This window comes from Bradyrhizobium sp. SZCCHNR1051 (assembly GCF_032489615.1).
Classification (GTDB): Bacteria; Pseudomonadota; Alphaproteobacteria; order Rhizobiales; family Xanthobacteraceae; genus Bradyrhizobium.
The window spans coordinates 33,140-57,736 of sequence record NZ_JAUEYJ010000027.1 but is presented as its reverse complement, the minus strand read 5'-3'; the positions used below and the strand labels follow the sequence as shown (position 1 = coordinate 57,736).

The 24,597-nt window shown below is 66.2% G+C and carries 22 protein-coding genes; 11 read left to right on the top strand and 11 right to left on the bottom strand.

The genetic code is table 11. The features are described 5' to 3' along the window. The first annotated feature begins 48 nt into the window (after positions 1-48). The 3 genes from QW868_RS28760 (at position 49) to QW868_RS28750 (ending at position 4,106) form a co-directional block, all read left to right on the top strand. Positions 49-402: a hypothetical protein gene (locus QW868_RS28760; protein ID WP_315739377.1), complete on the top strand. Its 354-nt coding sequence runs from the start codon at positions 49-51 to the stop codon at positions 400-402. Between the two features lie 317 nt (positions 403-719). Further along, entirely contained in the window at positions 720-2,528 is a 1,809-nt protein-coding gene (locus QW868_RS28755; protein WP_316232099.1) for an amidohydrolase, read from the top strand. A 72-nt stretch (positions 2,529-2,600) separates the two neighbouring features. Then, a complete protein-coding gene (locus QW868_RS28750; protein ID WP_315780432.1) occupies positions 2,601-4,106 on the top strand; it encodes an MFS transporter in 1,506 nt (501 codons plus the stop codon). Here the strand turns inward: QW868_RS28750 and QW868_RS28745 are convergent. Continuing rightward, the gene (locus QW868_RS28745) at positions 4,103-4,963 is read right to left on the bottom strand and encodes an LssY C-terminal domain-containing protein (protein WP_315780430.1); all 861 of its coding nucleotides are present in this window, start codon (positions 4,961-4,963) and stop codon (positions 4,103-4,105) included. The two genes, QW868_RS28750 and QW868_RS28745, sit on opposite strands and share 4 nt — an antisense overlap. Positions 4,964-5,171: 208 nt before the next feature. After that, positions 5,172-5,474: a hypothetical protein gene (locus QW868_RS28740; protein WP_316232098.1), complete on the bottom strand. Its 303-nt coding sequence runs from the start codon at positions 5,472-5,474 to the stop codon at positions 5,172-5,174. 252 nt (positions 5,475-5,726) lie between these two features. Here QW868_RS28740 and QW868_RS28735 point away from each other — a divergent pair, with 252 nt between their 5' ends. From QW868_RS28735 to QW868_RS28715, 5 genes are all read left to right on the top strand, one after another. Further along, positions 5,727-6,452: a sulfite exporter TauE/SafE family protein gene (locus QW868_RS28735; RefSeq protein ID WP_315799129.1), complete on the top strand. Its 726-nt coding sequence runs from the start codon at positions 5,727-5,729 to the stop codon at positions 6,450-6,452. 19 nt (positions 6,453-6,471) lie between these two features. After that, complete coding sequence (gene radA / locus QW868_RS28730; RefSeq protein ID WP_316181902.1) at positions 6,472-7,962, top strand: DNA repair protein RadA; 1,491 nt, start codon at positions 6,472-6,474, stop codon at positions 7,960-7,962. Between the two features lie 173 nt (positions 7,963-8,135). Then, positions 8,136-8,762, top strand: coding sequence for a CvpA family protein (locus tag QW868_RS28725; RefSeq protein WP_315739453.1), 627 nt, complete (start codon positions 8,136-8,138; stop codon positions 8,760-8,762). A 59-nt stretch (positions 8,763-8,821) separates the two neighbouring features. Next, entirely contained in the window at positions 8,822-10,318 is a 1,497-nt protein-coding gene (gene purF, locus QW868_RS28720; protein WP_315739370.1) for an amidophosphoribosyltransferase, read from the top strand. Positions 10,319-10,601: 283 nt separating this feature from the next. Next, positions 10,602-11,345: an SDR family NAD(P)-dependent oxidoreductase gene (locus QW868_RS28715; protein WP_315755770.1), complete on the top strand. Its 744-nt coding sequence runs from the start codon at positions 10,602-10,604 to the stop codon at positions 11,343-11,345. A gap of 61 nt (positions 11,346-11,406) precedes the next feature. On the opposite strand, the gene QW868_RS28710 is transcribed toward QW868_RS28715, so the two are convergent. The 3 genes from QW868_RS28710 to QW868_RS28700 are packed head-to-tail and all read right to left on the bottom strand — an operon-like array spanning position 11,407 to position 13,900. Continuing rightward, positions 11,407-11,709: a hypothetical protein gene (locus tag QW868_RS28710; protein WP_316159926.1), complete on the bottom strand. Its 303-nt coding sequence runs from the start codon at positions 11,707-11,709 to the stop codon at positions 11,407-11,409. A gap of 35 nt (positions 11,710-11,744) precedes the next feature. After that, positions 11,745-12,986, bottom strand: coding sequence for a patatin-like phospholipase family protein (locus tag QW868_RS28705; protein WP_315755771.1), 1,242 nt, complete (start codon positions 12,984-12,986; stop codon positions 11,745-11,747). After that, on the bottom strand, positions 12,983-13,900 hold the full coding sequence (locus tag QW868_RS28700; protein ID WP_315739366.1) for a DUF3313 family protein: 918 nt from the start codon (positions 13,898-13,900) through the stop codon (positions 12,983-12,985). Before QW868_RS28700 ends, QW868_RS28705 begins: the two co-directional genes overlap by 4 nt. 161 nt (positions 13,901-14,061) lie before the next feature. On the opposite strand from QW868_RS28700, the gene QW868_RS28695 reads away from it, so the two are divergent. The 3 genes from QW868_RS28695 (at position 14,062) to QW868_RS28685 (ending at position 17,312) form a co-directional block, all read left to right on the top strand. Then, positions 14,062-14,700: a TetR/AcrR family transcriptional regulator gene (locus QW868_RS28695; protein ID WP_315739365.1), complete on the top strand. Its 639-nt coding sequence runs from the start codon at positions 14,062-14,064 to the stop codon at positions 14,698-14,700. A 101-nt stretch (positions 14,701-14,801) separates the two neighbouring features. Then, positions 14,802-15,941, top strand: coding sequence for a hypothetical protein (locus QW868_RS28690; protein ID WP_316232097.1), 1,140 nt, complete (start codon positions 14,802-14,804; stop codon positions 15,939-15,941). A 144-nt stretch (positions 15,942-16,085) separates the two neighbouring features. Next, positions 16,086-17,312, top strand: a complete 1,227-nt coding sequence (locus tag QW868_RS28685; protein WP_315777460.1) for an ABC transporter substrate-binding protein — start codon at positions 16,086-16,088, stop codon at positions 17,310-17,312. Positions 17,313-17,411: 99 nt separating this feature from the next. On the opposite strand, the gene QW868_RS28680 is transcribed toward QW868_RS28685, so the two are convergent. The 6 genes from QW868_RS28680 to QW868_RS28655 all read right to left on the bottom strand — a co-directional run bounded on the left by QW868_RS28680 (position 17,412) and on the right by QW868_RS28655 (position 24,511). Then, positions 17,412-18,632, bottom strand: coding sequence for a PLP-dependent aminotransferase family protein (locus QW868_RS28680; RefSeq protein WP_316232096.1), 1,221 nt, complete (start codon positions 18,630-18,632; stop codon positions 17,412-17,414). 136 nt (positions 18,633-18,768) lie between these two features. Next, the gene (locus QW868_RS28675) at positions 18,769-20,022 is read right to left on the bottom strand and encodes a TCR/Tet family MFS transporter (RefSeq protein ID WP_316232095.1); all 1,254 of its coding nucleotides are present in this window, start codon (positions 20,020-20,022) and stop codon (positions 18,769-18,771) included. Between the two features lie 29 nt (positions 20,023-20,051). After that, a complete protein-coding gene (gene der, locus QW868_RS28670) occupies positions 20,052-21,422 on the bottom strand; it encodes a ribosome biogenesis GTPase Der (RefSeq protein WP_315739359.1) in 1,371 nt (456 codons plus the stop codon). A gap of 82 nt (positions 21,423-21,504) precedes the next feature. Next, positions 21,505-22,041, bottom strand: coding sequence for a hypothetical protein (locus tag QW868_RS28665; protein ID WP_316232094.1), 537 nt, complete (start codon positions 22,039-22,041; stop codon positions 21,505-21,507). A 46-nt stretch (positions 22,042-22,087) separates the two neighbouring features. Then, positions 22,088-22,741, bottom strand: coding sequence for a tetratricopeptide repeat protein (locus tag QW868_RS28660; RefSeq protein WP_315739356.1), 654 nt, complete (start codon positions 22,739-22,741; stop codon positions 22,088-22,090). Positions 22,742-22,918: 177 nt separating this feature from the next. After that, the gene (locus QW868_RS28655) at positions 22,919-24,511 is read right to left on the bottom strand and encodes a class I adenylate-forming enzyme family protein (RefSeq protein ID WP_316232093.1); all 1,593 of its coding nucleotides are present in this window, start codon (positions 24,509-24,511) and stop codon (positions 22,919-22,921) included. Positions 24,512-24,597 lie beyond the last annotated feature (86 nt).

Below are 24,597 nucleotides of genomic sequence, written 5' to 3'. Positions count from 1 at the left end.
ATGCGAGACAACGGATGCGAGAGCAGCGCTTCGACAGTGAGGTCGGCCATGACTCCGAGAATTTTTCGACGAGCGGTTCTCCTGTTCCTGATCTCAGCGCTGTACCCAGGCGCCGGCGCCTCGGCACAGCAGAGGACGCCATCGCTCGAAGATCTCGCCAAGGCGGCGCAAAACCCGATCGCGGATACGATCAGCGTCGGGCTGGAGAATATCGCCATGCCGAACACGGGTGCGTACCGGCAGACGGCTGACGTTCCGGTCGGCGCGGGAATAGGCAAGCTCTTCATGGTCGACAAGCAGCCGGTCAACGCCGAGATCGGTGTCTACTACAATGTGCTGAGGCCGGACCTGGCATCGCGGTGGCAGTTTCGCGCCAGCCTGGCTTTCCTGTTCCCGAAGTGACGGTGCTCGGGACCAGGCATCGGTGGGATCGATGACCTCCACGGTATGAATGACACCCTCGCGCTCGGGCGACGCATAGACGATGAGTCGTTGCGGCGGTCCTCCTTTTCTCTGTCTGAAAGCATTCGATTTGAAGTTTATCCATCAACAGGAAACGAAGACTTCAGTATGCGTGCTGGCGCTCGACGCCGCCGAGATTGACTTGATCGTTGTCAATCTTGGCGGGTGCTGAGTGAAGTAGTTTCAGCGTCTGACTCGGCAATCGTGCAGCTCACCCGGAGCGCGGAATTTTCGGAGCAGGACTTCGGAGCAGGACAATGTGCATTGCATGCGGTTCCGCCATCGGTTCGCTGTTTGCGGCATCTAAGTCGGAGCGCGGCGGACTGACCCGTCGCCAGATGGTCGCGACCTCGGCTGCGGCCGCAGCGTTCGCCGCTGCCTCGGCTCCGGCCTGGGCCGCCTCCAGCAGCACGACCATCTTTCGCGGCGGGCGCGTCTACACGGTGGACGACTCCCTGCCCTGGGCCCAGGCCGTCGTCGTCAAGGGAGACACGATCGTCTACGTCGGCGACGACGCAGGCGCGATGAAATTTGCCGGACGCGGGGCTGACGTCATCGACCTCAAGGGGCGGATGCTCATGCCGGGCTTCGTCGAGGCGCATTGGCATCTTTGCACGCTGGCCTTCGCCCGCGGCGCCTGGGTCAACGAGGAGGATCCGGAGCGCATCTACGCGATCCTGCGCGATTACGCGAAGACGCATTCCGACGAAAAGTTCATTCTGGGCTTCGGCTGGATCGCTAGCGCGTTTCCCGCCTCGGGTCCGCGCAAGGAGCCGCTGGACGAGATCTTCCCCGATCGACCGGTCCTGCTCGTCAGTTGCGATCTGCACGGCTACTGGGTCAATTCCAAGCTGCTGGAGATGGCCGGCATTACGAAGGATACCCCGCGCGACGTCGTGCCCGGCTCCTCCTGGTACGAAAAGGATCCCAATGGCCTGCCGACCGGCTTCATTTCAGAAGTGCCTGCGCTGTTCGCGGTGCTCAAGGCGCTCGAAAAGCACGGCATCGAACCATTCGGCCTGAAGTCGACCGCCGCCGCGATCGAGGAATGGCAGCCCAGGCTCGCAGCCGCCGGCATCACCACCTTCTTCGATGCCGGCTTCAGCGCCTGGCCGACCGAGCAGCATCACGGTTTCGGCATGCTGGTCGAGCTCGAGAAGCGCGGCAAGCTGCTGCAGCGCGTGATCGGCAGCCTGTATCACAATGATCCCAGCGTCGATCCGCTGCCGATCATTCGGGCCTACCGGAAGCGCTATCGCACTCCGCTGGTCAAGGCCGAGGTGCTCAAGCTGATCGTCGATGGCACCGAGCTGAGCCGCACCGCCTATCTGCTGGATCCCTATGCCGGAAGCCCGGATTGGCGCGGCGAACCATTGTTGCCATCGCCCGTGTTGAATCGGATACTGCGCGAAGCCCATGCCGAGGGAATCGATACGCACCTTCACGCCGTCGGCGATGCCGCCGTCCGCATGAGCCTGGATGGATACGAAGCCGCCTTTGGCAAGAACGGCCCCGGCAACCGCCGTCATACCATCTGCCACGCATTCCTCACCGCGCCATCGGACATTGCGCGCTTCAGAAAGCTCGGCGTGATCGCGAATACGCAGATCCAATGGGGCGTGCCGGATGCCAGCCAGCGTCGCGTCTGCGAGATCTACGGCGACGAGCGCTGGAGCCGCATGTACACCTTCAAGACGTTCATCGACGAAGGCGTCACGGTGTCGTTCGGCATGGATGCGCTGGCGACCGGCTCGAAGGTCGTCGTCAAGCCACTCGAGGCGTTGCAGGCCGGCCATACACGTCAGGAGCCGGGCAAGCCCGACGGCCTAGTCCATCCGCCCGCGACCGAACGCCTGGGCCTGCCGGACCTCATCCGAGGCTACACCATCAACGGAGCCTACCAGCTTCGCATGGAGGACAAGATCGGCTCCATCAAGGTCGGCAAGCTGGCCGATCTGATCGTGCTCGAGAACAATCTGTTCGATGTCGGGCCGCACGACATCGGCAAGGTCAATATTCAGCTGACGATGATGAACGGCCGGATCACGCATCGTCATGGAATCTGAGCGGGAGCGGTGAACGTGCTCGAGACGACGAACGCGCCGAATGAACAACGGCTTGCGCAAGCGAGCGCGCCGATGTCGAAACGTAATCGCTGGCTCATCCTCCTGACCGTCTCCAGCGCGCTGGCGCTCGTCGTGATCGACATGACGGTGCTCTATACGGCGCTGCCGAGCCTGACCCATGAGCTGGCTGCAACGGCCTCGGAGAAATTGTGGATCGTCATGGCCTACGGGCTCGTCGTCGCCGGCCTGCTTCCCGGCTTCGGCTCGCTCGGCGATCGCGTCGGGCACAAGAGGACATTCGTTGTCGGCCTCATCGTCTTCGGACTGGCCTCGGTCGTGGCCGCCTATTCGCCGACCGCCATGGCCCTGATCGGCGGACGCGTCCTGCTCGCGATCGGCGCCGCGCTGATGATGCCGGCGACGCTGTCGATCATTCGCATCACCTTCTCCGATGACCACGAACGGGCGCTCGCCATCGCGATCTGGGGAGCCGTTGCGTCCAGCGGGGCGGCCGTCGGCCCCTTGGTCGGCGGTGTCCTGCTGGAATATTTCTGGTGGGGCTCGGTCTTTCTGATCAACGTGCCGCTCGTCGTGCTGGCGCTGGTCGCCGGCCTGCTGCTGATTCCTGCACCGGCCGATCGTGCTGAGCGCGACTGGGACCTCCTCGGTTCAGTGCAGGTGATGGCCGGGCTGATCGGCTTCGCCTACGTCGTCGAGGAGCTCGGCAGTCGCCAGTCTTCCTATGTCGTCCTTGCCGGCACGGCTGTCGCGACGGTCATCATGTTGACGGTGTTCGTACGCCGTCAATTGCGTCTCGAGGATCCTTTGCTCGACTTCACCCTGTTCCGAAACGTCGAGTTCACGCTCAGCGTGATCACCGCGATCGTGGCTTCACTCGCCATTGCGGGGACGGAGCTCGCGATCAGCCAGCGCCTGCAACTCGTCCTCGGCTATTCGCCGCTGCAGGCGGCATTGTACATCCTTCCGGCCCCGCTCGGTGCCTTCATCGGCGGGCCGCTCGCGAGCCTGATGCTCCGTCGCGTCCGAGCCGCCACCACGATGTCCGGCGCGCTGTTGATCGCAGGCATCGGCGCGGCCGGCTACCTGCTCTGCTACAACGCCAGTCTGGCGCTGCAACTGATCTGCATCGCGGTCAATGGTCTAGGGCTGGGAGCATCCATCGCTGCCGCCTCCAACGCTGTGATGAATCACGCGCCTGAAGGCCGCGAAGGCATGGCCGCGTCGATCGAGGAGGTGTCGTTCGAGCTCGGCGGCACAATCGGCATCAGCATTTTCGGAAGCATTCTATCCGGAGTCTATACGGCGTTCATGGTTCTGCCCGACGGCCTCGGCATTCCCGCCGCTGCGCGCGACAGCATCGACGAGGCGCTGATCGCCGCCGAGCGGCTGCCGACTGAGCTCGCTGCAATCGTCGCCTCGCACGCTCATCGCGCCTTCGATCAGGCGTTCCTGACTGTCGTCAGCGTTGCGATGGTCGTCCTGCTCGGCACCGCCTTCCTGGTCCGGCCTCGAGCAGAGGGAACGACCTCGAACGCGGCTCGTCAGCAAGTCCACTAGGCCGGCGTCGAAGACCCCTCATGCGCGTCGGCATTGGCGGCGATCACCACGCTCGCCAACGCGATGTCGCCGTCCGATACGTAGTGATTGACCCGCTCGGGCAGACTCCGGCCGGCCTTATAGAGCTCGACGGTCTCGATCGATCGTGTTCTGATCAATTCGGCCATGATGTAGTCCCGCTCCGCATTGGCATCCGGATCGGTGGCGTGCGTGATCTGAAAGGTCAGTCGGGTGAGCGACAGGCCCGTATCCTTCGTGCCGGCACCGACCCAGAGGACGGACTCATCGGCCGCAGGCGTGTCGGTCGTTAACCAGAAATCGCCAGCGTTCCAGCTCTTCTCGGCGTGGGCAAGGTCAACGGCCCAGAACCGGACGTGATGACGCTTTCGCGGACTATTGCCGATGGCTTTCTGAAAGCCGATATCCTGGCCGCGACCGAACAGATAGAGGGTGCTGAAAGGAGCAGTGGGGTACGGCCTGGCGAGGACGAAGGCGCGGACCATGGCCCACGAGCTTGCCAGCCCCAATCGGTCCGCCTCGCACCAACCGATCGCAGCAAAGCTCGCGCGGAGCTGTCGAAGCGTGCCGATCAGGGCGAGATTGACGGGGTCGCCGGGCAATCCATCGCCGGTGATCGTGTAGCTGGGCACCCTCCGGCTCTGAAGGATCCTGAGACTCAATCGGATCACGCGTGGCAGAACGACATAGGCCGCGATTGCGTAGCTGACGCCGACGGCGGCAATCCAGGGCAGCCTGCGGTCCGCCGTCTCGAACACCACGAACACGATCAGCCAGACCGTGAAGATCCCGAGCCCGGCGACCAGCACGCGTTGCATGAGGCGTAAGAGCAGTCGCACTGGATCGGTCCGGTGAAAACGAGGTGATCAGCAATCGCGTTTTCGGTAGGGTGTCCGATCTTCTCTTCGTTGGCAACACCGCACGTGAAGGCACGAGGCCGCCCGGTCGCCGGCGCTATGACGAGGTTGTCCGCCCTGGGTTGCTCGACATTCGTCTGCGGCGGCACGCAGCCCCGAGCCAGCCCAAAGACAGCCGGACTGCGCGTGCTTACGCCGACAGCCGCTCGGCGTTGGCCGCGACATAATCCCGATAGAGATCGACGACCGCGGCCGGGCTCGCGCTGGCCATCAGCTTCGCCGTCGCCTCCAGGGCTGCGGCGATCTTTTCGCTGACCATCAGCTCCGCTTCCTGGCCCGCGTCGGCTTCGCCGCGCGCGAACTTTTCCAGCCGGAGCCGGATGACCTCGCCGGCTTCCATGGCCAGCATCGCGGCCGTGAACCAGGGGAACTTCGCATCGGCGGTTGCCGTCAGGGACGGCCGCATCTGCAAGGACATCGGGGTTTTGCTCATCGTCATCGTCCGAGAACATGAGCGGACGTGCGAGGAATACGCTTCAACTTTTAATGATGCGGACGCACAATCATCGACGATTTCGAGTCGGCACGAACCGCCGATTAACCACACGGCGCAGCTTGTCCCCGTCATTTGCGAGCGGAGCGAAACAATCCAGAATCCCTCCGCGGAGACAGTCTGGATGGCTTCGCTCCGCCGCTCCGCTCGCAATGACGTGGGGATAGAGCTCGTCTGCTGGAGGCGACAATCTTGGGCTTCCTGTTCGTGCTCGCGATAGGCCTCGTTGCCGGCACGTTGTCCGGCATCGTCGGCACCGGCTCGTCGATCATGCTGATGCCGGTGCTGGCCTACGAGTACGGCCCGAAGGAGGCCGTGCCGATCATGGCGGTCGCCGCCGTCATGGCGAACCTGTCGCGCATCCTGGCGTGGTGGCGCGAGGTCGACTGGCGCGCCTGCGCGGCCTATTCGGTCACCGGCATTCCGGCCGCCGCACTCGGCGCGCGCACCTTGCTGATCCTGCCGTCGCAGGCGGTCGATATCACGATCGGCCTGTTCCTGATGGCGATGGTGCCGGTACGGCATTGGCTGACGCGGCACGACCTCAAGGCCAACCTCTGGCACCTCGCGCTCGGCGGTGCGGTGATCGGATTTCTGACCGGCATCGTGGTCTCGACCGGGCCGCTCAGCGTGCCGCTGTTCCTGTTCTATGGGCTGTCGAAGGGCGCCTTCCTCGCCACCGAGGCTGCCAGCTCGCTCGGGCTCTATGTCTCGAAATCCATCACCTTCCAGCGCTTCGGCGCGCTGACGCCGGACATTCTGCTCAAGGGCCTGATCGCCGGCGGCTCGCTGATGGCTGGCGCCTTCGTCGCCAAACGCTTCGTGCTGCACATGAAGCCCGATGTGTTCCGCGTGGTGATGGATGGCATCATGCTGGCCGCAGGCCTAACTATGCTATGGAACGCCACCCACTCCTGAGCACATCGATTCTCCCTCCATGGCCAAGACCACGCTCTCCTTCGTCTGCCAGAACTGCGGCGCGGCCTATTCGCGCTGGCAGGGCAAATGCGAGGCCTGCGGCGAGTGGAACACGCTGGCGGAGGAAGACACCACGGGCGCAACCTCCGCGCCGGTGTCGCTGCGCTCCAAGCGCAAGGGCCGCACGTTCCAGCTGGAATCGCTGACCGGCAAGACCATCGACGCGCCGCGGCTGTCGTCGGGCATGACCGAGCTCGACCGCGTCACCGGCGGCGGCTTCGTGCGCGGCTCGGTGCTGCTGGTCGGCGGCGATCCCGGCATCGGCAAATCGACGCTTCTGACCCAGGCGACCTCGATGCTGGCGCGCGCCGGCCATCGCGCGGTCTACATTTCCGGCGAGGAAGCTGTCGCCCAGGTGCGGCTGCGCGCCGAGCGCCTCGGGCTTGCGGATGCGCCGGTACAACTGGCGGCTGAGACCTCGGTCGAGGACATCATCGCGACCCTGTCGGAAGGCGGCGTGCCGCGACTGATCGTGATCGATTCGATCCAGACAATGTGGACCGACACCGTCGAATCGGCGCCGGGCACGGTTACCCAGGTGCGCGCCTCGGCGCAGAAGCTCATTCGCTTCGCCAAGAAATCCGGCGCCGCCATCATCCTGGTCGGCCACGTCACCAAGGACGGCCAGATCGCCGGCCCCCGCGTCGTCGAGCACATGGTGGACGCGGTGCTGTCGTTCGAGGGCGAGGGCTCGCAGCAGTTCCGCATCCTGCGCGCCGTCAAGAACCGGTTCGGCCCGACCGACGAGATCGGCGTGTTCGAAATGACCGGATTGGGTCTGCGCGAGGTCACCAACCCCTCCGAGCTGTTTCTGTCCGAGCGCGATCTCGGCAGCCCCGGCACGGCGGTCTTTGCCGGGATCGAGGGCACCCGCCCCGTGCTGGTCGAAATCCAGGCCCTGGTGGCGCCGACCTCGCTCGGCACGCCGCGCCGCGCCGTCGTTGGCTGGGATCCGAGCCGGCTGTCAATGGTGCTGGCCGTGCTGGAGGCGCATTGCGGCGTCAAGCTGTCGGGCCACGACGTCTATCTCAACGTCGCCGGCGGCCTGCGCATCAACGAGCCGGCGGCGGATCTCGCCGCGGCCGCAGCTCTGGTCTCCTCGCTGGTCAACGCGCCGCTGCCGCCCGATGCGGTCTATTTCGGCGAGATTTCGCTGTCGGGCGCGGTCCGCCCGGTGGCGCAGACCTCGGCGCGGCTGAAGGAGGCCGCCAAGCTCGGCTTCGGCCGCGTCGTGCTGCCGGAGCGCGCCCGCGGCGAGGCCGGCGGCGATGCCGGGCTCAGCCTCAATACCGTCGGCGGATTGACCAGCCTGGTCGCCGACATCGCCGCGCGAGGCACGCCCCGCGCCCGCCACGACGGCAGCCGGGACGAGGGTGAGCAGGGCCGCCGTGGCCCCAGCCATGCCGAAAAAAATGCCACACCAGCGAGATTCCGCCGCCAGGACGGCTAGCCGGACCGTGACGTTCGCGTGACTCGCCGCTATACAACGCCGCAACCGGGCGCCCACGCGGGATGGTGCAGCGTCCGGACTTGCCGGGGAACCCTGCTCTCCTCCGCCTGGAGGGGCGGTCCTCCGTCAATTCGAAGCGAACCTTGGACCTGACAAGCGGACCTGAGCAGCCGATGCCGATAACGATCCTCGATCTCATCCTGCTCGGCGTGATGCTGGTGTCGGGGCTGCTCGCGATGGTCCGCGGCTTCATGCGCGAGATCCTGTCGATCGCCGCGTGGGGCGCGGCGGCCCTGGTCACGCTTTATTCATTCTCGAAGCTGCTGCCGACCGCCAAGACCTATTTCAACAACGATACCGTCGCCAGCGTCGTGGTCGTTGCCGGTACTTTCGTGGGCACCCTGCTCATCGTCTCGGTGATCACGGTCAAGATCTCCGACATGATCCTCGATTCGCGCATTGGCGCGCTCGACCGCACCCTGGGATTCCTGTTCGGACTGGGCCGTGGCCTCCTGATCGTGGTCGTCGCCTTCCTGTTCTTCAGCTGGCTGGTGCCGGACAAGCAGCGTCCGGACTGGGTCACCGGCGCCAAGTCCCGCGTGGTCCTGCAGGGAACCGGGGATTGGCTGATGTCGCTCTTGCCTGATGATCCCGAGAACACCATTTTAAAGAAATTCAAGAAGAACAAGCCGGACGACGACCAGACTGACACCGAGTCGCCCGGAGTGGGCGGCGATGGGTACAGCAAGCCTGCCCGCGACAGCTTGAAGAAGCTGATCGAGAAACCCGCGGCCAAGTGAGCCTAGCCCAGAAGAGAGGCGCGATGGACCAGCACCACGATTCTTCCGGCGAAGCCCAAATGGACTCCCACGCGGATCTGGACTTCGGACCTCAAGCCTACCTCAGAGACCCAGACCTTGACGGAGACACGCTGCGCGAAGAGTGCGGCGTGTTCGGCATTTATGGGCACAATGACGCCGCCGCGATCACCGCGCTCGGCCTGCATGCGCTCCAGCATCGCGGCCAGGAAGCCGCCGGCATCGTCTCCTACGATGGCGCGCGCTTCCACAGCGAGCGCCGCCTGGGTCTCGTCGGCGACACCTTCTCCCGCCGCGAGGTGATCGAGCGCCTGCCCGGCAATGCCGCGATCGGCCACGTCCGCTACGCCACGACCGGCGCGACCATCCTGCGCAACGTGCAGCCGCTGTTCGCCGAGCTCAATGCCGGCGGCTTCGCGGTCGGCCACAACGGCAACCTCACCAACGGCCTCACCCTGCGCCGCGAGCTGGTGCGCGCCGGCGCCATCATGCAGTCGACCACCGACACCGAGGTGATCCTGCATCTCGTCGCGCATTCCCGCCGCACCAACTTCATCGATCGCTTCATCGAGGCGCTACGCGCGCTCGAAGGCGCCTACTCGCTGGTCTGCATGACCAACAAGAAGCTGATCGGCGCCCGCGATCCCCTCGGCATCCGCCCACTGGTCTATGGCGAGCTCGAAGGCTGCCCGATCCTGGCCTCGGAGACCTGCGCGCTCGACATGATCGGCGCGCGCTACATCCGCGACATCGAGCCGGGCGAGGTCGTGATCTTCGACGAGACCGGCGCGCACAGCCACAAGCCGTTCCCGCCGAAGCCGGCGCGTCCGTGCGTGTTCGAATACATCTATTTCGCGCGGCCCGATTCCGTGGTCGGCGGCCGCTCGGTCTACGAGGTGCGCAAGGCGTTCGGCGCGCAGCTCGCGCGCGAGAGCCATCCCGACGTCGACGTCGTGGTGCCGGTGCCGGATTCCGGCGTGCCGGCGGCGATCGGCTACAGTCAGCATTCCGGCGTGCCGTTCGAGCTCGGCATCATCCGCAATCACTATGTCGGCCGCACCTTCATCCAGCCGACCCAGGCGATCCGCGAATCCGGCGTGCGCATGAAGCACTCGGCCAACCGCGCCGCGATCGAGGGCAAGCGCATCATCCTGATCGACGACTCGCTGGTGCGCGGCACCACTTCGCGCAAGATCGTGCGCATGATGCGCGACGCCGGTGCCACCGAGGTGCATTTCCGCCTCGCCTCGCCGCCGATCCTCTACCCCGACTATTACGGCATCGACCTGCCGGACCGTGGCGGCCTGCTGGCGGCGACGCATTCGCTCGAGGAGATGCGCGAGCTGATCGGCGCGGATTCGCTGGCGTTCCTGTCGATCGACGGCATGTACCGCGCCATGGGCGAGCCGGCACGTGATCCGGCCGCACCGAAATACTCCGACCACTGCTTCACCGGCAGCTATCCGACCCACCTCACGGACCAGGCGATGGTCGAGTCGACCCAGCATCAGCTGTCGCTGTTGGCCGAGGCGAGCTGAGGTTCTTTCCACACGCAGTCATTCCGGGGCGATGCGCAGCATCGAACCCGGAATCCCGAGCTTGCTGATCCCCGTATCATCTCCAGATTCCGGGTTCGAGGCCTGCGGCCTCGCCCCGGAATGACGATGCATAGTGAGCTGTCGTCCCGGCCAAAACCGGGACCCATCATCGCCAGCCGTCCTTGGCGGGCAGGACTAGCCACAGACAGCCAACTCCCTCATAACCGCCGCGGAGTATGGGTCCCGGCTTTCGCCGGGACGACGACGTCAGAGATTTGCGACCATGACCCTTCCCCTCGCCAACCGTATTGCCCTCGTCACCGGCGCCTCGCGCGGCATCGGCCATGCGACCGCCCGCGCGCTCGCCCGCGCCGGCGCCCATGTCGTGGCCGTCGCCCGCACCCAGGGCGGGCTGGAGGAGCTCGACGACGAGATCCGGAAAGAGACCGGCAACGGCGCCACCTTGGTGCCGCTGAGCATGACCGACAGCGACGGCATCGCTCGGCTCGGCGCCGCGCTGCATGAGCGTCACGGCAAGCTCGACATTCTCGTCGGCAATGCCGCCGTGCCCGGCCCGTCGTCGCCGCTCGGCCATATCGACCTGAAGCCCTGGAACGACGTCGTCGCCGTCAACCTCTCCGCCAACTTCCAGTTGATCCGCTGCATGGAGCCGCTGCTGAAGGCCTCCGACGCCGGCCGCGCGGTGTTTCTCACGTCAGGCGCCGCCCACAAGGCCCAGGCCTATCTCGGCCCCTACGCCGTCACCAAGGCCGCGCTGGAGACGCTGGCACGGGTGTGGGCGCACGAGACCGAGCGGACGCCGCTGCGCGTGAACCTGTTCAGCCCGGGCCCGATCCGGACCCGCATGCGCGCCACGGTGTTCCCCGGCGAAGATCCGATGACGCTCGAAACGCCCGAGCAGGTCGCCGAGTTCATCGTGCCGATGTGCCTGCCGTCGTGGACCGAGACCGGCAAGCTCTACGAGTACAAGACGCGCACCCTGAAGAGCTTCCAGCCGCCGGCGTAGCCCTGCGCAACCACCGTCATTCCGGGGCAAGGCCGCAGGCCTTGAATCCGGAATCTCGTTGTTATCTTGCGGTCGGATTGGCGGCAGCAGAGTTCGCCGCGGAAGGCTTGGCCGCCGCAGCCTTGTCCGCAGCCGGCGCCTGACGATCGCGCACTGCCGTCAGCTCCTTGCGCAGCTTCTCCTGCTGCTCCGGCGTCAGCACCGGGCGCTGGTCGTCATGCGGCACGTCGTTCACCGGGAGATAGTTGTACGTATTGCCGTACTGCGCCGTGTCGGACGATGGCGTCGTGCCCGAGGTCGCGCAGCCGCCGAGCAGCACGGACGTCAACAGCGCCGCACTCCCCAGCGCCGAACGCAAGGTCACGTGTCGCGCAAATGGCAAGCAGGTCTGACGGAAGTTCATCGCGCGGCCGCGGCCATGGTGCGCGTGGTCCCCTGCGCCGTGATGCCGTGCTCGTTGGACTGCAGCCCCGGCAGGCTCTTCACCCAGGGATAGCCGCGCTGGCCCATGTCGTGGCCGCGATCGAACAGCGCAGTCATGTAGGTGCGATCGAACGGGCCGTCGGCCTTGACCTGGAAATCGGCCGGCACGCTGGCGAGGTTGAAGTCGATGCCGTTGAACTTCGCCACCGAGTAGATGCGGTAGATGTCGCCGATGCCCTGGTTCTTGATCAGGGTCGACAGCGAGCGCTGCGTCACCGAGAGCACGTCGGCGCCGACGCTGTCCCATTGCGGATCGATGCGGGCGTTACGGATGACGTAGAGATGTGCGCCGCTCACGCTCCTGCGCGGGCCGCGGCCGGAGACGAGGCGCAGCACCGAGGGACCGATGAACACCTGCCGGGTGACGCCGCCGTCGACATGCAGCTCGTCGTAGTCCTTGTCGCCGATCCGCACCTTGATGCGAACGGGGGCGAAGGCGCCCGGCACGGTCGCGGAGGCCAACAGCACCTGACGGAACAGGGCGATCGCCTCTGGCGTATCGGCTGCTGCGATGCGGCCCATGTCCCACAGCACCGGACGCTGCGCATCGAGATTGGTGGTGCCGACCAGCAGCACCCGGCCCTTGCTGCTCTCGCGCGCGACGTCGCGGAGAAACTCGCGATCGACATATTTCTCGATCAGCCGCGACAGCGGCGTGTTGTCGGCCAGCGCCGAGCCCTGGAGCAGGCCGGGAATGTTGACCGTGAAAATGTCCTTGCGCTCATAGGCGGTGAAGATTTCGCGCAGCTTGTCGTCGTGCTCGCGCCCCAGGAAGACGAACGGCGCGATCAGCGCGCCGGAGCTGACGCCCGTCACCATGTCGAACGACGGCCGGTTCCCGGCCTCGCCCCAGCCGGCCAGAAGCCCGGCGCCGAACGCACCGTTCTCGGCACCACCGGAGATCGCGAGGAAATTCAGCGGACGCGAGATCGGGATTTCGGCCGACGCGCGCGACATCGCGGCCTCGGCAAAGCGCGGCGCCGGCTCATCACCCCAGTAGCGGACGTTGCGGAAGCCGACCGGGTCGGCGCTGACGGCAGCCGCTTCCGGCAGCGCGTTGCGCGGCATGATGGCTGCGCAGGCCGCCAGCAACAGCGACGCGGCGAACGCGAGCAGGATACGCGGGACAAGCGCGCGGAACGAGGCGGCAGACTTCATCGCGACGCTTGCTGCTCCACGCTTGCGATCTCCGGCGACGGCTGCGGCGCGTCGGGCCTGGCCTCGTCAGCGCCCTTGTCAGTCCAGCCCGGCGGCAGGCCCAGGCCGGCACCGACAAAGCCCTTCAGGCCGGGGAAGCGTCCGTACTGCTCACATGCGGCATATTTGGGAGCGCCACCCAGCTTGGCCGGCACGCTCGACACCGAAGGCAGCGAGGCCAGCGACGGGACGCCTGAGAACGGCGACTCGCCGGTCGACACCAGCTTGGCGAAGTCGGCGCCGAACTCGGAAGCGAGGTCGTAGGCGTCGCCGTCATTGGCCATCCGCGCATTGGAGACCGAGTTGGCGCCGCGCGCCCACACCATCGCGGCCTTCTGGAAGCCGGCAAAGTCGCGCGCCTCGGCCTCGACGGACAGCGTGCCGAGCCCGACCGGCAGCCGGGGCACCGGCACGGGAACGCCCGGCAGCGCGACGCTCTTGGCGATGGACGCCGCCTGCGAGGCTGCCGATGCGGTCGCGTTGGTCGCCGTGGCATGGGTCACGGTCGCCTTGACCGTCAGATCCGCCTCCTCGCGGGGTCCGACGATCTGGAATCGCTCGCTGAGACGCAGGCACATTTCGCGGCTGATGACGTTGGCCACCAGCTTGCGCTCGTTCTCGTCGAGGGCGATGTCGGGACGCGGCGGAAACGCGGTCGGCTCGATCCGGATCGTCTTGGCCTCGAGCAGCTCCTTCTTGTTGGCCTTGATCTGCGCGCGCGTCACCAGGCCGTTGGCATCGGCGAGGCGATCGTAATTCTTGAGCGAGCCGGCCCGCTCGAGCGGAGCAGTGGCGCAGCCGGCCGTTGCCAGCGCCAGGGAAATCAGGGCCGTCGACTTCAGCGGAGCGAGACGCATCGTAGCGGGGAGACCCATTGATAGATAGCTCACTCTAATTAAGTCTCACAAGCAGCAGCGCTTGTCCAACTAAACTAGATCCAATTCTCTAGATTAGAGCGGCGAGAAATATTATTTTATATTACAAGCAGTTGGCGGAAACGACGAATGTGGCGAGAGTTGGCCCGACGGGACGCGCGATGAGAAAGGTCGATCCGGTCAAGCACGAGCAGAAGCGCCAGGGGATTCTCCAGGCCGCCCTGTCGTGCTTCGTCAGGAACGGATTCCACGGCGCCAGCACCACCGACATCTGCGCTGCGGCGAAGATCAGCCCGGGCCACCTCTATCATTACTTTCCCAGCAAGGAGGCGATGATCCAGGCGCTGGTCGAGCAGAATCTGAGCCACGCTGCATCGCGCCTCCAGGCAATCCTGGCCTCGCCCGACGTGATCGACGCCCTGGTGCAAGAGCTCGAGAGCGCCAGCATTCACCAGCCGCAGGCCCAGGTCCTCAGCGCCGAGGCCTTGGCCGAGGCCTGTCGCAATGCCGACTTTGCCGCCATCGTCCACGCGCATGCGCGCGCGATGCGGGCGCTGCTGGTCGACTTCCTCACCAAGGCACAGGGCCGCGGCGAGGTCGATCCCCGCCTCGATCCGGAGGCGACCGCGAACATCCTGTTCGTGATCGTCGACGGCGCACGTGCGCTGCCGATCCGCAATCCGGCGGTCGATATCAAGCAGAGCAGTGAGCATCTGCGGCTCATGCTGACGCGCTTTCTGCGGCCGCCCACGTTGCCGACGCCGCCGAAAAAGGAAGCTGTGGAGCAGGCGCCCGTCTGAGCCTGCCGATCGGCGTGCCCCCGCGCGATTGACACCCCGCCATGCCCGCGATTGACTGCGCTCATAAGCGGATGACCGCAGCACATATCGGGGAGGACGGTATGACGCGAGCACGACGCGGACGCGCGACAAGGCCTGCCCTGGTCGTTCTGCTGTTCGCCGTTGCGGCCGGCAACGTCCTCTTCTCTCGCGGCACCAGCGCCGCAGCGGAGGTGCCCGCGTTCGCGGTCGAGCCGTCCTGGCCGAAGCAGCTCCCCAACAACTGGATCCTCGGCCAGGTCGGCGGCATCACGGTTGATCACCAGGGCCACATCTGGGTCATTCACCGGCCGCGCTCGCTGACCGACGACGAGAAAGGCGCCACGCTCAATCCGCCGCGATCGAAATGCTGCATGCCGGCGCCCCCGGTGCTCGAATTCGATACCGACGGCAATCTCTTGCGCGCCTGGGGCGGCCCGGGCCCGGGCTATGAATGGGTCGGCCGCGAGCATGGCATCGAGGTCGACGAACGCGGCTTCGTCTGGATCGGCGGCAATGCCGACAATGACAACGCCATCCTGAAGTTCACGCTCGATGGCAAGTTCGTCGCTCAGATCGGAACGATGGCGCCGAGCAAGGGCTCCAACGACACCACCCAGCTCGGCAAGCCCGCGGAGACAGCGATCGACAAGGAGGCGAACGAGATCTACGTCGCCGACGGCTACGGCAACCGCCGCGTCATCGTGTTCGATGCCACCACCCTCGCCTACAAGCGGCATTGGGGAGCCTACGGCCGTGTCCCTGATGATGCCAAGCAGCCACCGTATGATCCCAAGGCATCGGTCGCCCAGCAGTTCGGCAATCCCGTGCACTGCGTGAAGATCGCCGACGATGGTCTCGTCTATGTCTGCGACCGCATCAACGACCGCATCCAGGTGTTCAGGAAGGACGGGACATTCGTGACCGAATGGTTCTTCGAAAAGAACACGCTCGGCAATGGCGCGGTGTGGGACATCGCGATCTGGCCGGATCCGAAGCAGACCTACCTGCTGTCTGCCGATGGCGAGAACAACGAGATCCGCATCATCAGGCGGGATGACGGCAGCGTGGTTGGCAGCTTCGGCCACAATGGCCGCAATGCCGGCCAATTCCATTGGGTGCACGCGATGGCTGTCGACCGGCAGGGCAACGTTTATACCGCCGAGGTCGACACCGGTAAGCGCATCCAGAAATTCCGGCTGACCTCGGACGCCCTGCGTTAACGCTCAAGCGAAACGCACAAACCTTGCGCGCGTCTCGCGCCTTTTGGCGCATTGCCGCAACTCACAAGACCGGCTATCCAGGGAGACCGACGGCAAAGGGCGCCCAAGAAGCCCCGCCATGACACGACACCAGGGAGGACTTTGATGACGACGTCTCATACGCGGCGGATGGCCGCGTTGCTTGCTGCCACCACGCTCAGCTTTGCCGGCTCCGCCTTCGCCGACGACAAGGTCGTCAAGATCGGCGTGCTCAACGACATGTCCAGCCTGTATGCCGACATCGGCGGGCCCAACTCGGTCGCAGCCGTCAACATGGCGGTCGAGGATTCAGGCCTGAAGGCCAAGGGCTGGACCATCGAGGTCATCAGCGGCGACCACCAGAACAAGCCCGACGTCGGCGTCAACATCGGCCGGCAGTGGATCGACACCCAGAAGGTCGACGTGATCATGGACACGCCGAACTCCGGTGTGGCGCTGGCCGTCTCCAATCTGGTCAAGGAGAAGAACTCGATCCTCCTGAACTCCGGCGCGGCCACTGCCGACCTCACCGGCAAGGCCTGCAACGCCAACACCATCTCCTTCACCTACGACACCTACATGCTCGCCAACGGCACCGGCAAGGCGCTGACCAAGGCCGGCGGCGACACCTGGTTCTTCCTCACCGCCGACTACGCCTTCGGCCATGCGCTGGAGCGCGACACCTCCGCAGTCGTGACCAGCAGTGGCGGCAAGGTGCTCGGCTCGGTAAAGCATCCGCTCAACACCGCGGACTTCTCGTCCTTCCTGCTGCAGGCGCAATCGTCGAAGGCCAAGGTCATCGGCCTTGCCAACGCCGGCGGCGACACCACCAACTCGATCAAGCAGGCTTCCGAATTCGGCATCGTCCAGGGCGGCCAGAAGCTCGCCGCGCTGTTGTTGTTCGTCAACGACGTGCATGCGCTCGGGCTCAAGGTCGCGCAGGGCCTGACCTTCACCGAGTCGTTCTACTGGGACCTGAACGAGCAGACCCGCGCCTGGTCCAACCGCTTCCAGAAGCTGTCACCGAAGGGCACGATGCCGTCGATGACGGTGGCCGGCGTCTACGCCGGCGCGCTGCACTACCTGAAGACCCTCGAGGCACTCGGCGGCAATCCGCATGACGGCGCCAAGGTCGTGGCCAAGATGAAGGAGATTCCGACCGACGATCCGCTGTTCGGCAAGGGCCCGCTGCGCGCCGACGGCCGCCGCCTGATCCCGGCCTATCTGTTCGAGGTCAAGAAGCCCGAAGAGTCCAAATATCCGTGGGACTACTACAAGCTGATCGCCAAGATCGCGCCCGAGGATGCCGCCAAGCCGCTCGAGGCCAGCGAGTGCCCGCTGGTGAAGAAGTAAGCCGATAGCTCCGATGCGGGATGCGGTGGATTAGCATCGCGTCCCGCCAGTGCCGCTGCGCAGACGATACGACATTCGCTGCGCAGAATCACGTCATCGTCAGCGCAGCAGACTCGCGAGGCGGCCGATGCCTTCCTCGATCACGGCTTCCTCGGGCAGCGAATAGGACAGGCGGATCGTGTTGGTGCCGCTGCCGTCGTGGAAGAAGGCAGCCCCGGGAACGAACGCCACCTGGGCCTGATTCACGGCCCGGTCGAGCAAGGCGGCACCGGGCACGCCGTCCGGCAGGGTGAGCCAGACGAAGAACCCGCCGTCGGGGCGCGTCCACCTCGCTTCTGACGGCATCTGTGCCTCGAGTGCCCTCAGCATCGCATCGCGCTTGAGCCGATAATGCGCGCGCGCCCGTGCAATCAGCCCGGCATGCCCTCCGTCTTTCACGAGCCTGTGCATCACGATCTGATTGATCGCTGACACGTTGAGGTCGCTCGCCTGCTTGATGAGGACGAGACGGCTGATGATGGCGCGCGATGCACAAACCCAGCCGATGCGCAGGCCCGGCGCGACCGTCTTCGAGAACGTTCCGAGATGGATGACGCGGGAAGCATCGAGCGAGCCGCGGCGACGGACGTCCAACGACTGCAGCGACGGCATCTCGTCGCCGTCGAAACGCAAGGCAGAATAGGCGCTGTCCTCCAACACCGGCACGTCCAGCTCGCCGGCGAGATCCAGGACATCGGCGCGCGCCGAACGCGACAGCGTCTCACCGGTCGGATTGGCAAAGTCCGGCACGACATAGACGAACTTCACGCGCGCCCCCGCAGCTTCTTTCGCGGCTTCGTCCGCGTAGGAGGCCGGGGTGCGGTTCGCAGCGCGTGGACCGATCGAATCGTAACGCGGCTCGTAGGCCGAAAAGGCCTGCAGCGCGCCAAGATAGGTGGGAACGGTGACGAGCGCCGTATCCGCGGGCGTGAGCAGCAGCTTGCCGAGAAAATCGAGCGCCTGTTGCGATCCCGCGGTGACGAGGATGTTGTCTGGCGAGGCTGCTATGCCCTGCGCGGTCATGTGCTCGGCGATCCACTGGCGAAGCGGACCGTAGCCCTCGCTGACGGCATATTGCAGAGCAGCGGAAGCCACGTCGGGCGACGCCAGCGCATCGGCATAGACCTGCGCCGCCGCTGCTGCAGGAAACAGCGCGGGATCGGGGATGCCGCCGGCGAACGAAATCATGCCGGGCCGCTCCAGCACCTTGAGCAGCTCGCGGATCTCCGATGCCTTCATGCGATCCGCGCGGCGCGCGTAGACGGGCTTCCAGCTCACCAATATTCCTCCCGTGATCCGGCTATTTATGTCAGTATTATTGACCTATTTTGAAGCGTGTGCAATCCCCGTCCCGCGAGAGCGCGAGAGCTGCATCGGTGGGGTCAGGGGATGAGAACCTTCAGGCCGGCGCGCTACTCTAGCTGCTCTTTGCCGAGGACAGCGTCCGCACCGCAATCAGGAGAGCGACGATCAGCAACGCCGACGCCAGCAGGAACGGCGCGCCGGGTAGATGCGCCGGCGCGGCCGCTCCGATGAAATAGGCAAAGGTCAGCGTGAACAGGAAGGGACCTGCGAGCTGGGCCACCCTCTGCACGCTCGACGTCGCGCCCTGTAGCTGGCCCTGCCTGTCCGGTGGGACGAGGCGGGTCATCAAAGCCTGCATGGCCGCGCCCGAGACGCCCCACAGCGCCATCACGGGAATGCCGAGCCAGCTCAACGGCCCGGTCGGCGCAAGGCCGAAGATCAGGAAGCCCACCGTCCCCGCGGACAGGCCGAGCATCAGCGCGCCGCGCTCGCCGAGCAGGCGGACGATCAGCCCCACCGCCCCGCCCTGCACCACCATGGCGCAGATGCCGACCATCGCCAGCGTCAGCCCGACCGTGCGCGTATCCCAGCCATAGCGATAGGTCGCGTAGAGCACGAAGGTCGACGGCAGCACGACATGAGCGAGCTGGGTGATGAAGTTGACGACCGACAGTCCGCCGAGGATGCGATCCGAGCGCAGCAATTGCAGCGCGCCGAGCGGGCTCGCGGCTCGCCATCGGAACGGACTGCGCCGCTTTGACGGCAGCGATTCCGGTAGCACCAGAAGTCCGTACAACGCGTTGGCGAAGCTGAGCGCGGCTGCAGCCCAGAACGGCAGCCGCGGGTCGATGTCGCCGAGCAGGCCGCCGGTGGCAGGACCGAGCACGAAGCCCGCGCCGAACGCCGCGCCGATGCGCCCGAAGATCGCCGCACGCCGGTCGGGCGGCGTCAGGTCGGAGATGTAGGCGAAAGCCGTCGAGATGCTGGCCGAGGTGACTCCGGAGATCAGGCGCCCCACGAACAGCCACGCGAGCGACGGCGCCAGCGCCATCAGCACGTAGTCCGCGGCCAAGCCGAAGTTCGACAGCAGGATCACCGGCCGCCGGCCGAAGCGGTCGGACAGGCTGCCGAGCACCGGCGAGAACACGAACTGCATCAGCGCCCAGGCGGTGCCGAACAGGCCGAAGATGCGGGCCGCCTGCGCAGTGTCGTTGCCCACGAAGCTCTCGATCAGCTTCGGCAGGATCGGCATGATCAGCCCGAGCGCGAGCATGTCGAGCAGGATGGTGACGAAGATGAAGGCGACGGCGCCGCGGCGTGGGGCCGGCGCATCTTCTGTCGCGACGCTCGGCGGGCTTGCTTCCATGGCCGGACCGCTTCCGCTGACGCAACTGATCAGTTCGGCCGCTTGCGCTTGTGCGCGAACGGGTTGGCCTTCTCGCGCAGGGTGATGCGCACCGGTGTGCCCGGCAGCTCGAAGGTCTCGCGCATCGAGTTGGTGAGATAGCGCAAGTACGATTGCGGGATCGCGTCGGCCCGCGAGCAGAACAGCACGAAACTCGGCGGCCGCGCCTTGGTCTGGGTGATGTAGTTCAGCTTGAGCCGGCGGCCCGACACCGCCGGCGGCGGGTTGTCGGCGATCGCCTGCTCGAACCAGCGGTTCAGCGCCGCGGTCGGCACGCGCCGGTTCCAGATCGCGTAGGCTTCGACGATCGCCTGCATCAGCCGGTCGATGCCCTCGCCCATCAGGCCCGACACCGCCACGATCGGCGCGCCCGCGACCTGCGGCAGCCAGTGGTCGGCATCGCGGCGCAGCATCGAGATCTGGCCGGGGTTGCCGTCCATCAGGTCCCATTTGTTGACGGCGATGACCAGCGCACGCCCCTCGCGCTCGATCAGATCGGCGATGCGCAGATCCTGCTCCTCGAAGCGGTTCTGCGCATCCATCATCAGCACGACCACCTCGGCGAAGCGCACCGCGCGCAGCGCATCGGCCACCGACAGCTTCTCCAGCTTCTCCTCGATGCGCGAGCGCCGGCGCAGACCTGCGGTGTCGAAGATGCGGAAACCGCGGCCCTTCCACTCGATTTCGACCGCGATCGAATCGCGCGTCGTACCGGCCTCGGGACTCGTGAGCAGCCGCTCCTCGCCGAGCAGATGGTTGATCAGGGTCGACTTGCCGGCGTTGGGACGGCCGACGATCGCGACCCGGATCGGCCTGTTGGCGCGCTCCTCGTCGGTCTCCTCGTGCTCGTCCTCCTCATCGTCCGTGGGCGGCACGAGCTTGCTGACGGCGTCATAGAGCTCGCCCATGCCCTCGCCGTGCTCGGCCGAGATCTGGATGGGATCGCCAAGTCCCAACGCATACGACTCCATGGCGCCGAGCTCGCCATGCTTGCCCTCGCTCTTGTTGGCGAGCAGCAGCACCGGCTTGTCGGCGCGGCGGGCGAAATCGGCGAAGGCGCGGTCGGCGGGCGTCAGGCCGATGCGGGCATCGATCACGAAGAACAGCGCGTCGGCGAGCGCGATCGCGGTCTCCGTCTGCTCCTGCATGCGCGCGGTCAGCGAGCCCTTCGGCCCCTCGTCGAGGCCGGCGGTGTCGATGATCGTGAAGTTGAGATCGAACAGCTTAGCTTCGCCCTCGCGGCGGTCGCGCGTGACGCCCGGCATGTCGTCGACGAGCGCCAGCTTCTGCCCGACCAGACGGTTGAACAGGGTCGACTTGCCGACATTGGGCCGGCCGATGATGGCGATGGTGAAGGGCATGATGATCCGTGCGCGTGAGCGCGCAGCTTTAGCGCATTCGGCCGCAAAACCGAACGGGCGATCCGCCGATTCGCAGGTGAGATTAACGGCTGAAGGAGCCGCTCGGCATCGGCGCCGGGAAGCCGCCGCCGGATCGCTGGGACGCCGGCGGCTGCGCCGGGGCCGTGGCCGGGTCATCCGCCGGCGGTGCGGTGGTGCGGCGGCGCACGATCTTCTTGGGCTTCGGTGCCGGCGGAACGGCGGCAGCGCCCTCCTCGACCGCGGCAGCCTCGCCATCCTGCGGATCGGCCGTCGTCGGGTTGTTCACGGCCGCCTGCCGCCGGCCCTTTCTGCCCTTGGGCTCCTCCACCGGAGGCGCCGGCGGCATCGCCGCCTGAGCGGCCGGGTCGGTCATCGGCTGCTGCTGCGCACCCTTGTAGAGTTCCTTCGGCACGCCCTGCTCGAGACCCGGCACGCCCTCCGGGAACACCGGCTTGCGGTCACCCGGCAGCTTCTTCTTGGTGTCCAGGAAGTCGAGCATGTCCGAGGGGTCGAAACTTCCCCCGCTCGCGCAGCCGCCCAGCACGCCGGAAAGCGCAATGAGGACCGTCAGGGCAATGGCACGTTGGGGGCGGCGCATGATCGTCGTTCCAATCAACTCGGTTTCGCCGTCGCGAGGTCCGCGATCAGCTCTTGGCGACTGCAGGCAACAGTGCCTGCAGCGCTTCGGCGCGCGAGCGCAGGCCCGGCGGGGTCTCACCATCCAGCGCAATCATGTCGAGCCATTGACGGGCCGCCGCGGCATCATTGGCCTTCCACGCCGACAGCGCCAGCAATTCTCGGGCGGCGTGGCGGAACGGCGCGCCGGGCGCCGTTTCGCCTTCGAGGCGCTGCTTGAGGTCGGCGTAAGGCGCCGTGTCGGCCAGCAGGCCGGCCGCGCGCAGCCGCGCCATCGACTGCTGCTCGGCCCCGATGCTGCGGTCGGCGGCGAGTTCGTCATAGAGCTTCACGGCAGCCGCCTTGTCGCGCATCGCGGCCTCGGCGGCCTGGTGGAAGCGGGCCAGCATGCGGTATCCCGATGGGGCCGTGGCTGCGACATCGGCAAAGGCCTTCTCCGCCTCGGCATGCTTGTTCTGCTCGGAGAGTTCGAGGGCCTTGTTGAAGGCCGAGCCTGCTTCGGCCGCCTTCTGGCCCTCGAGATACTGGTAGCCGCGCCAGCCGCCGACGCCGGCGATGATCAGCACGGCAATGGCGATGATCAAGATCGAGTAGCGGTCCCACAGCTTCTTGAGCTGTTCCCGACGGACCTCCTCGTCTACTTCATCAATGAATTCAGACACCTAAGGACATCCCGTCAGGTTCGCTGCGAGCGCGCGCGCATGGGTTTGAAGTGCCGCGCGAGCGGCCCGTTGCCCGCGCGCCGGCGCCGATACCGCATCGGCATGGCGGTGGCAAGGCGAGTCCAGCCGAATCAAGGCGTTACTCCCCGGTTCTGCCACAGGGTCCGAACGCGGCTATCACGCCGTCAAGGCTTCGCGCAACTGCCGTTTCATCACCTTGCCGTTGGCGTTGCGCGGCAAAGGGTCCGCGGTCACGGTCAGGGTTTCCGGGACCTTGTAATCCGAGACCCGCTCGGCGCACCAGCTGCGCAGCGCTTCGGCGCTCATCGGCTCGCGGGTCACGACCACCGCGTGCACCCGCTCGCCGAGCACCGGACATGGCCGGGCGATGATCGCGCTCTCGACCACCGCCGGGTGGCTCGCCAGCACCGATTCGACCTCGGCCGAGTAGATCTTCAGCCCGCCGCGATTGATCATGTCCTTCTGCCGGTCGAACACCCGGACGAAATTGTCGGCATCGATCGAGCCGAGGTCGCCCGAGTGCCAATAGCCGGCAGTGAAGCTCTCGGCGGTGGCCCTGGGATTGTTCCAGTAACCCTTGATGACCTGGCCGCCGCCGATCCAGATCTCGCCGATCTCGCCACGTGGCAGCTCTCGCCCCTGCCCGTCCATCACCAGGATGCTGGCGCCCGGACACGGCAGCCCGACGCTGTCGATCTGACGGGCGGTGAGATCAGGCGGCATCAGGGTCGCCGGCGAGGTGGTCTCGGTCGAGCCATAGGCGTTGACCAGCCGCAGGCCGGGGATCTTGGCTGCGAGCTTCTCGATGGTCGCGACCGGCATCGGCGCGCCGCCGAAGCCGCCGATCCGCCAGCACGAGAGATCATGACTGTCGAAGTCGCGCTGCAGCAGGCAGAGATTGTACATCGCCGGGACCATGACCGTGTAGGTCACGCGCTCGCGCGCCGCGAGCTTCAGATACTCGCCGGCCTTGAACTCCGGCATGATGATCAAGGTGCCGGCGCAGCGTGCCATGCTGGTGATGTTGGCGACGACGCCGGTGACATGGCCGAGCGGCACGGCGGCGATCGAGCGGTCGGCGGGCGTCAGCCCCAGGCACGCCTCGTAGATCATCGAGGAGTGCACGATGTTGCAATGGGCGAGCATCGCGCCTTTCGGCCGGCCAGTGGTGCCGGAGGTGTAGAGGATCATCGCAGTGTCCTCTTCAGTCACCTCGACGTGATTTTCGTGCGCAGCATGATCGGCCAGCGCTGCAAAATCCGACCGCGCCGGACGATCGTCGACGGCAATGCGCCCCGCCAGCTCCGGCGTTTCCGCAGCGGCCGGCAACCGGTCCGCCAACGCCGCCTCGTGCAGCAGCAGCCGGGCGCCGCAATCGTTCAGCACATAGGCGATTTCCGGGGTCTGCTGCCGGGTCGACAGCAGCACCGTGATCAGCCCGAGCTTGGCCGCGGCAAACAGCGTGAGCACGAATTCCATGCGATTGCCGAGCAGCACCGCCAGCCGGTCGCCCTTCTGCAATCCCCTCGCCTGCAGCCCGCCGGCGATCCGCGCGGCGGTCTCGGCGACCTCGCGCCACGACAGCCGCACGGCCCCGTAGACCAGCGCCTCGCCGTCGCCGTTGCGCTCCACCGCTTCTTCGACCATGGCCCAGATGTTCGCGGGCCGCTCCGTGAACAACGGAACCACGCGATCGCCGAAACGGGCTTCGCGCCGCATCGGCGGCGTTACATAGGTCGACCAGTCCATGGAGTTTCCCCGAGCTTGGCTTCTTGTCGTTGTTCGCCGCGATGCGGACCAGCCTGAAACATAACCAAGGGATGACGCGCTTGGCT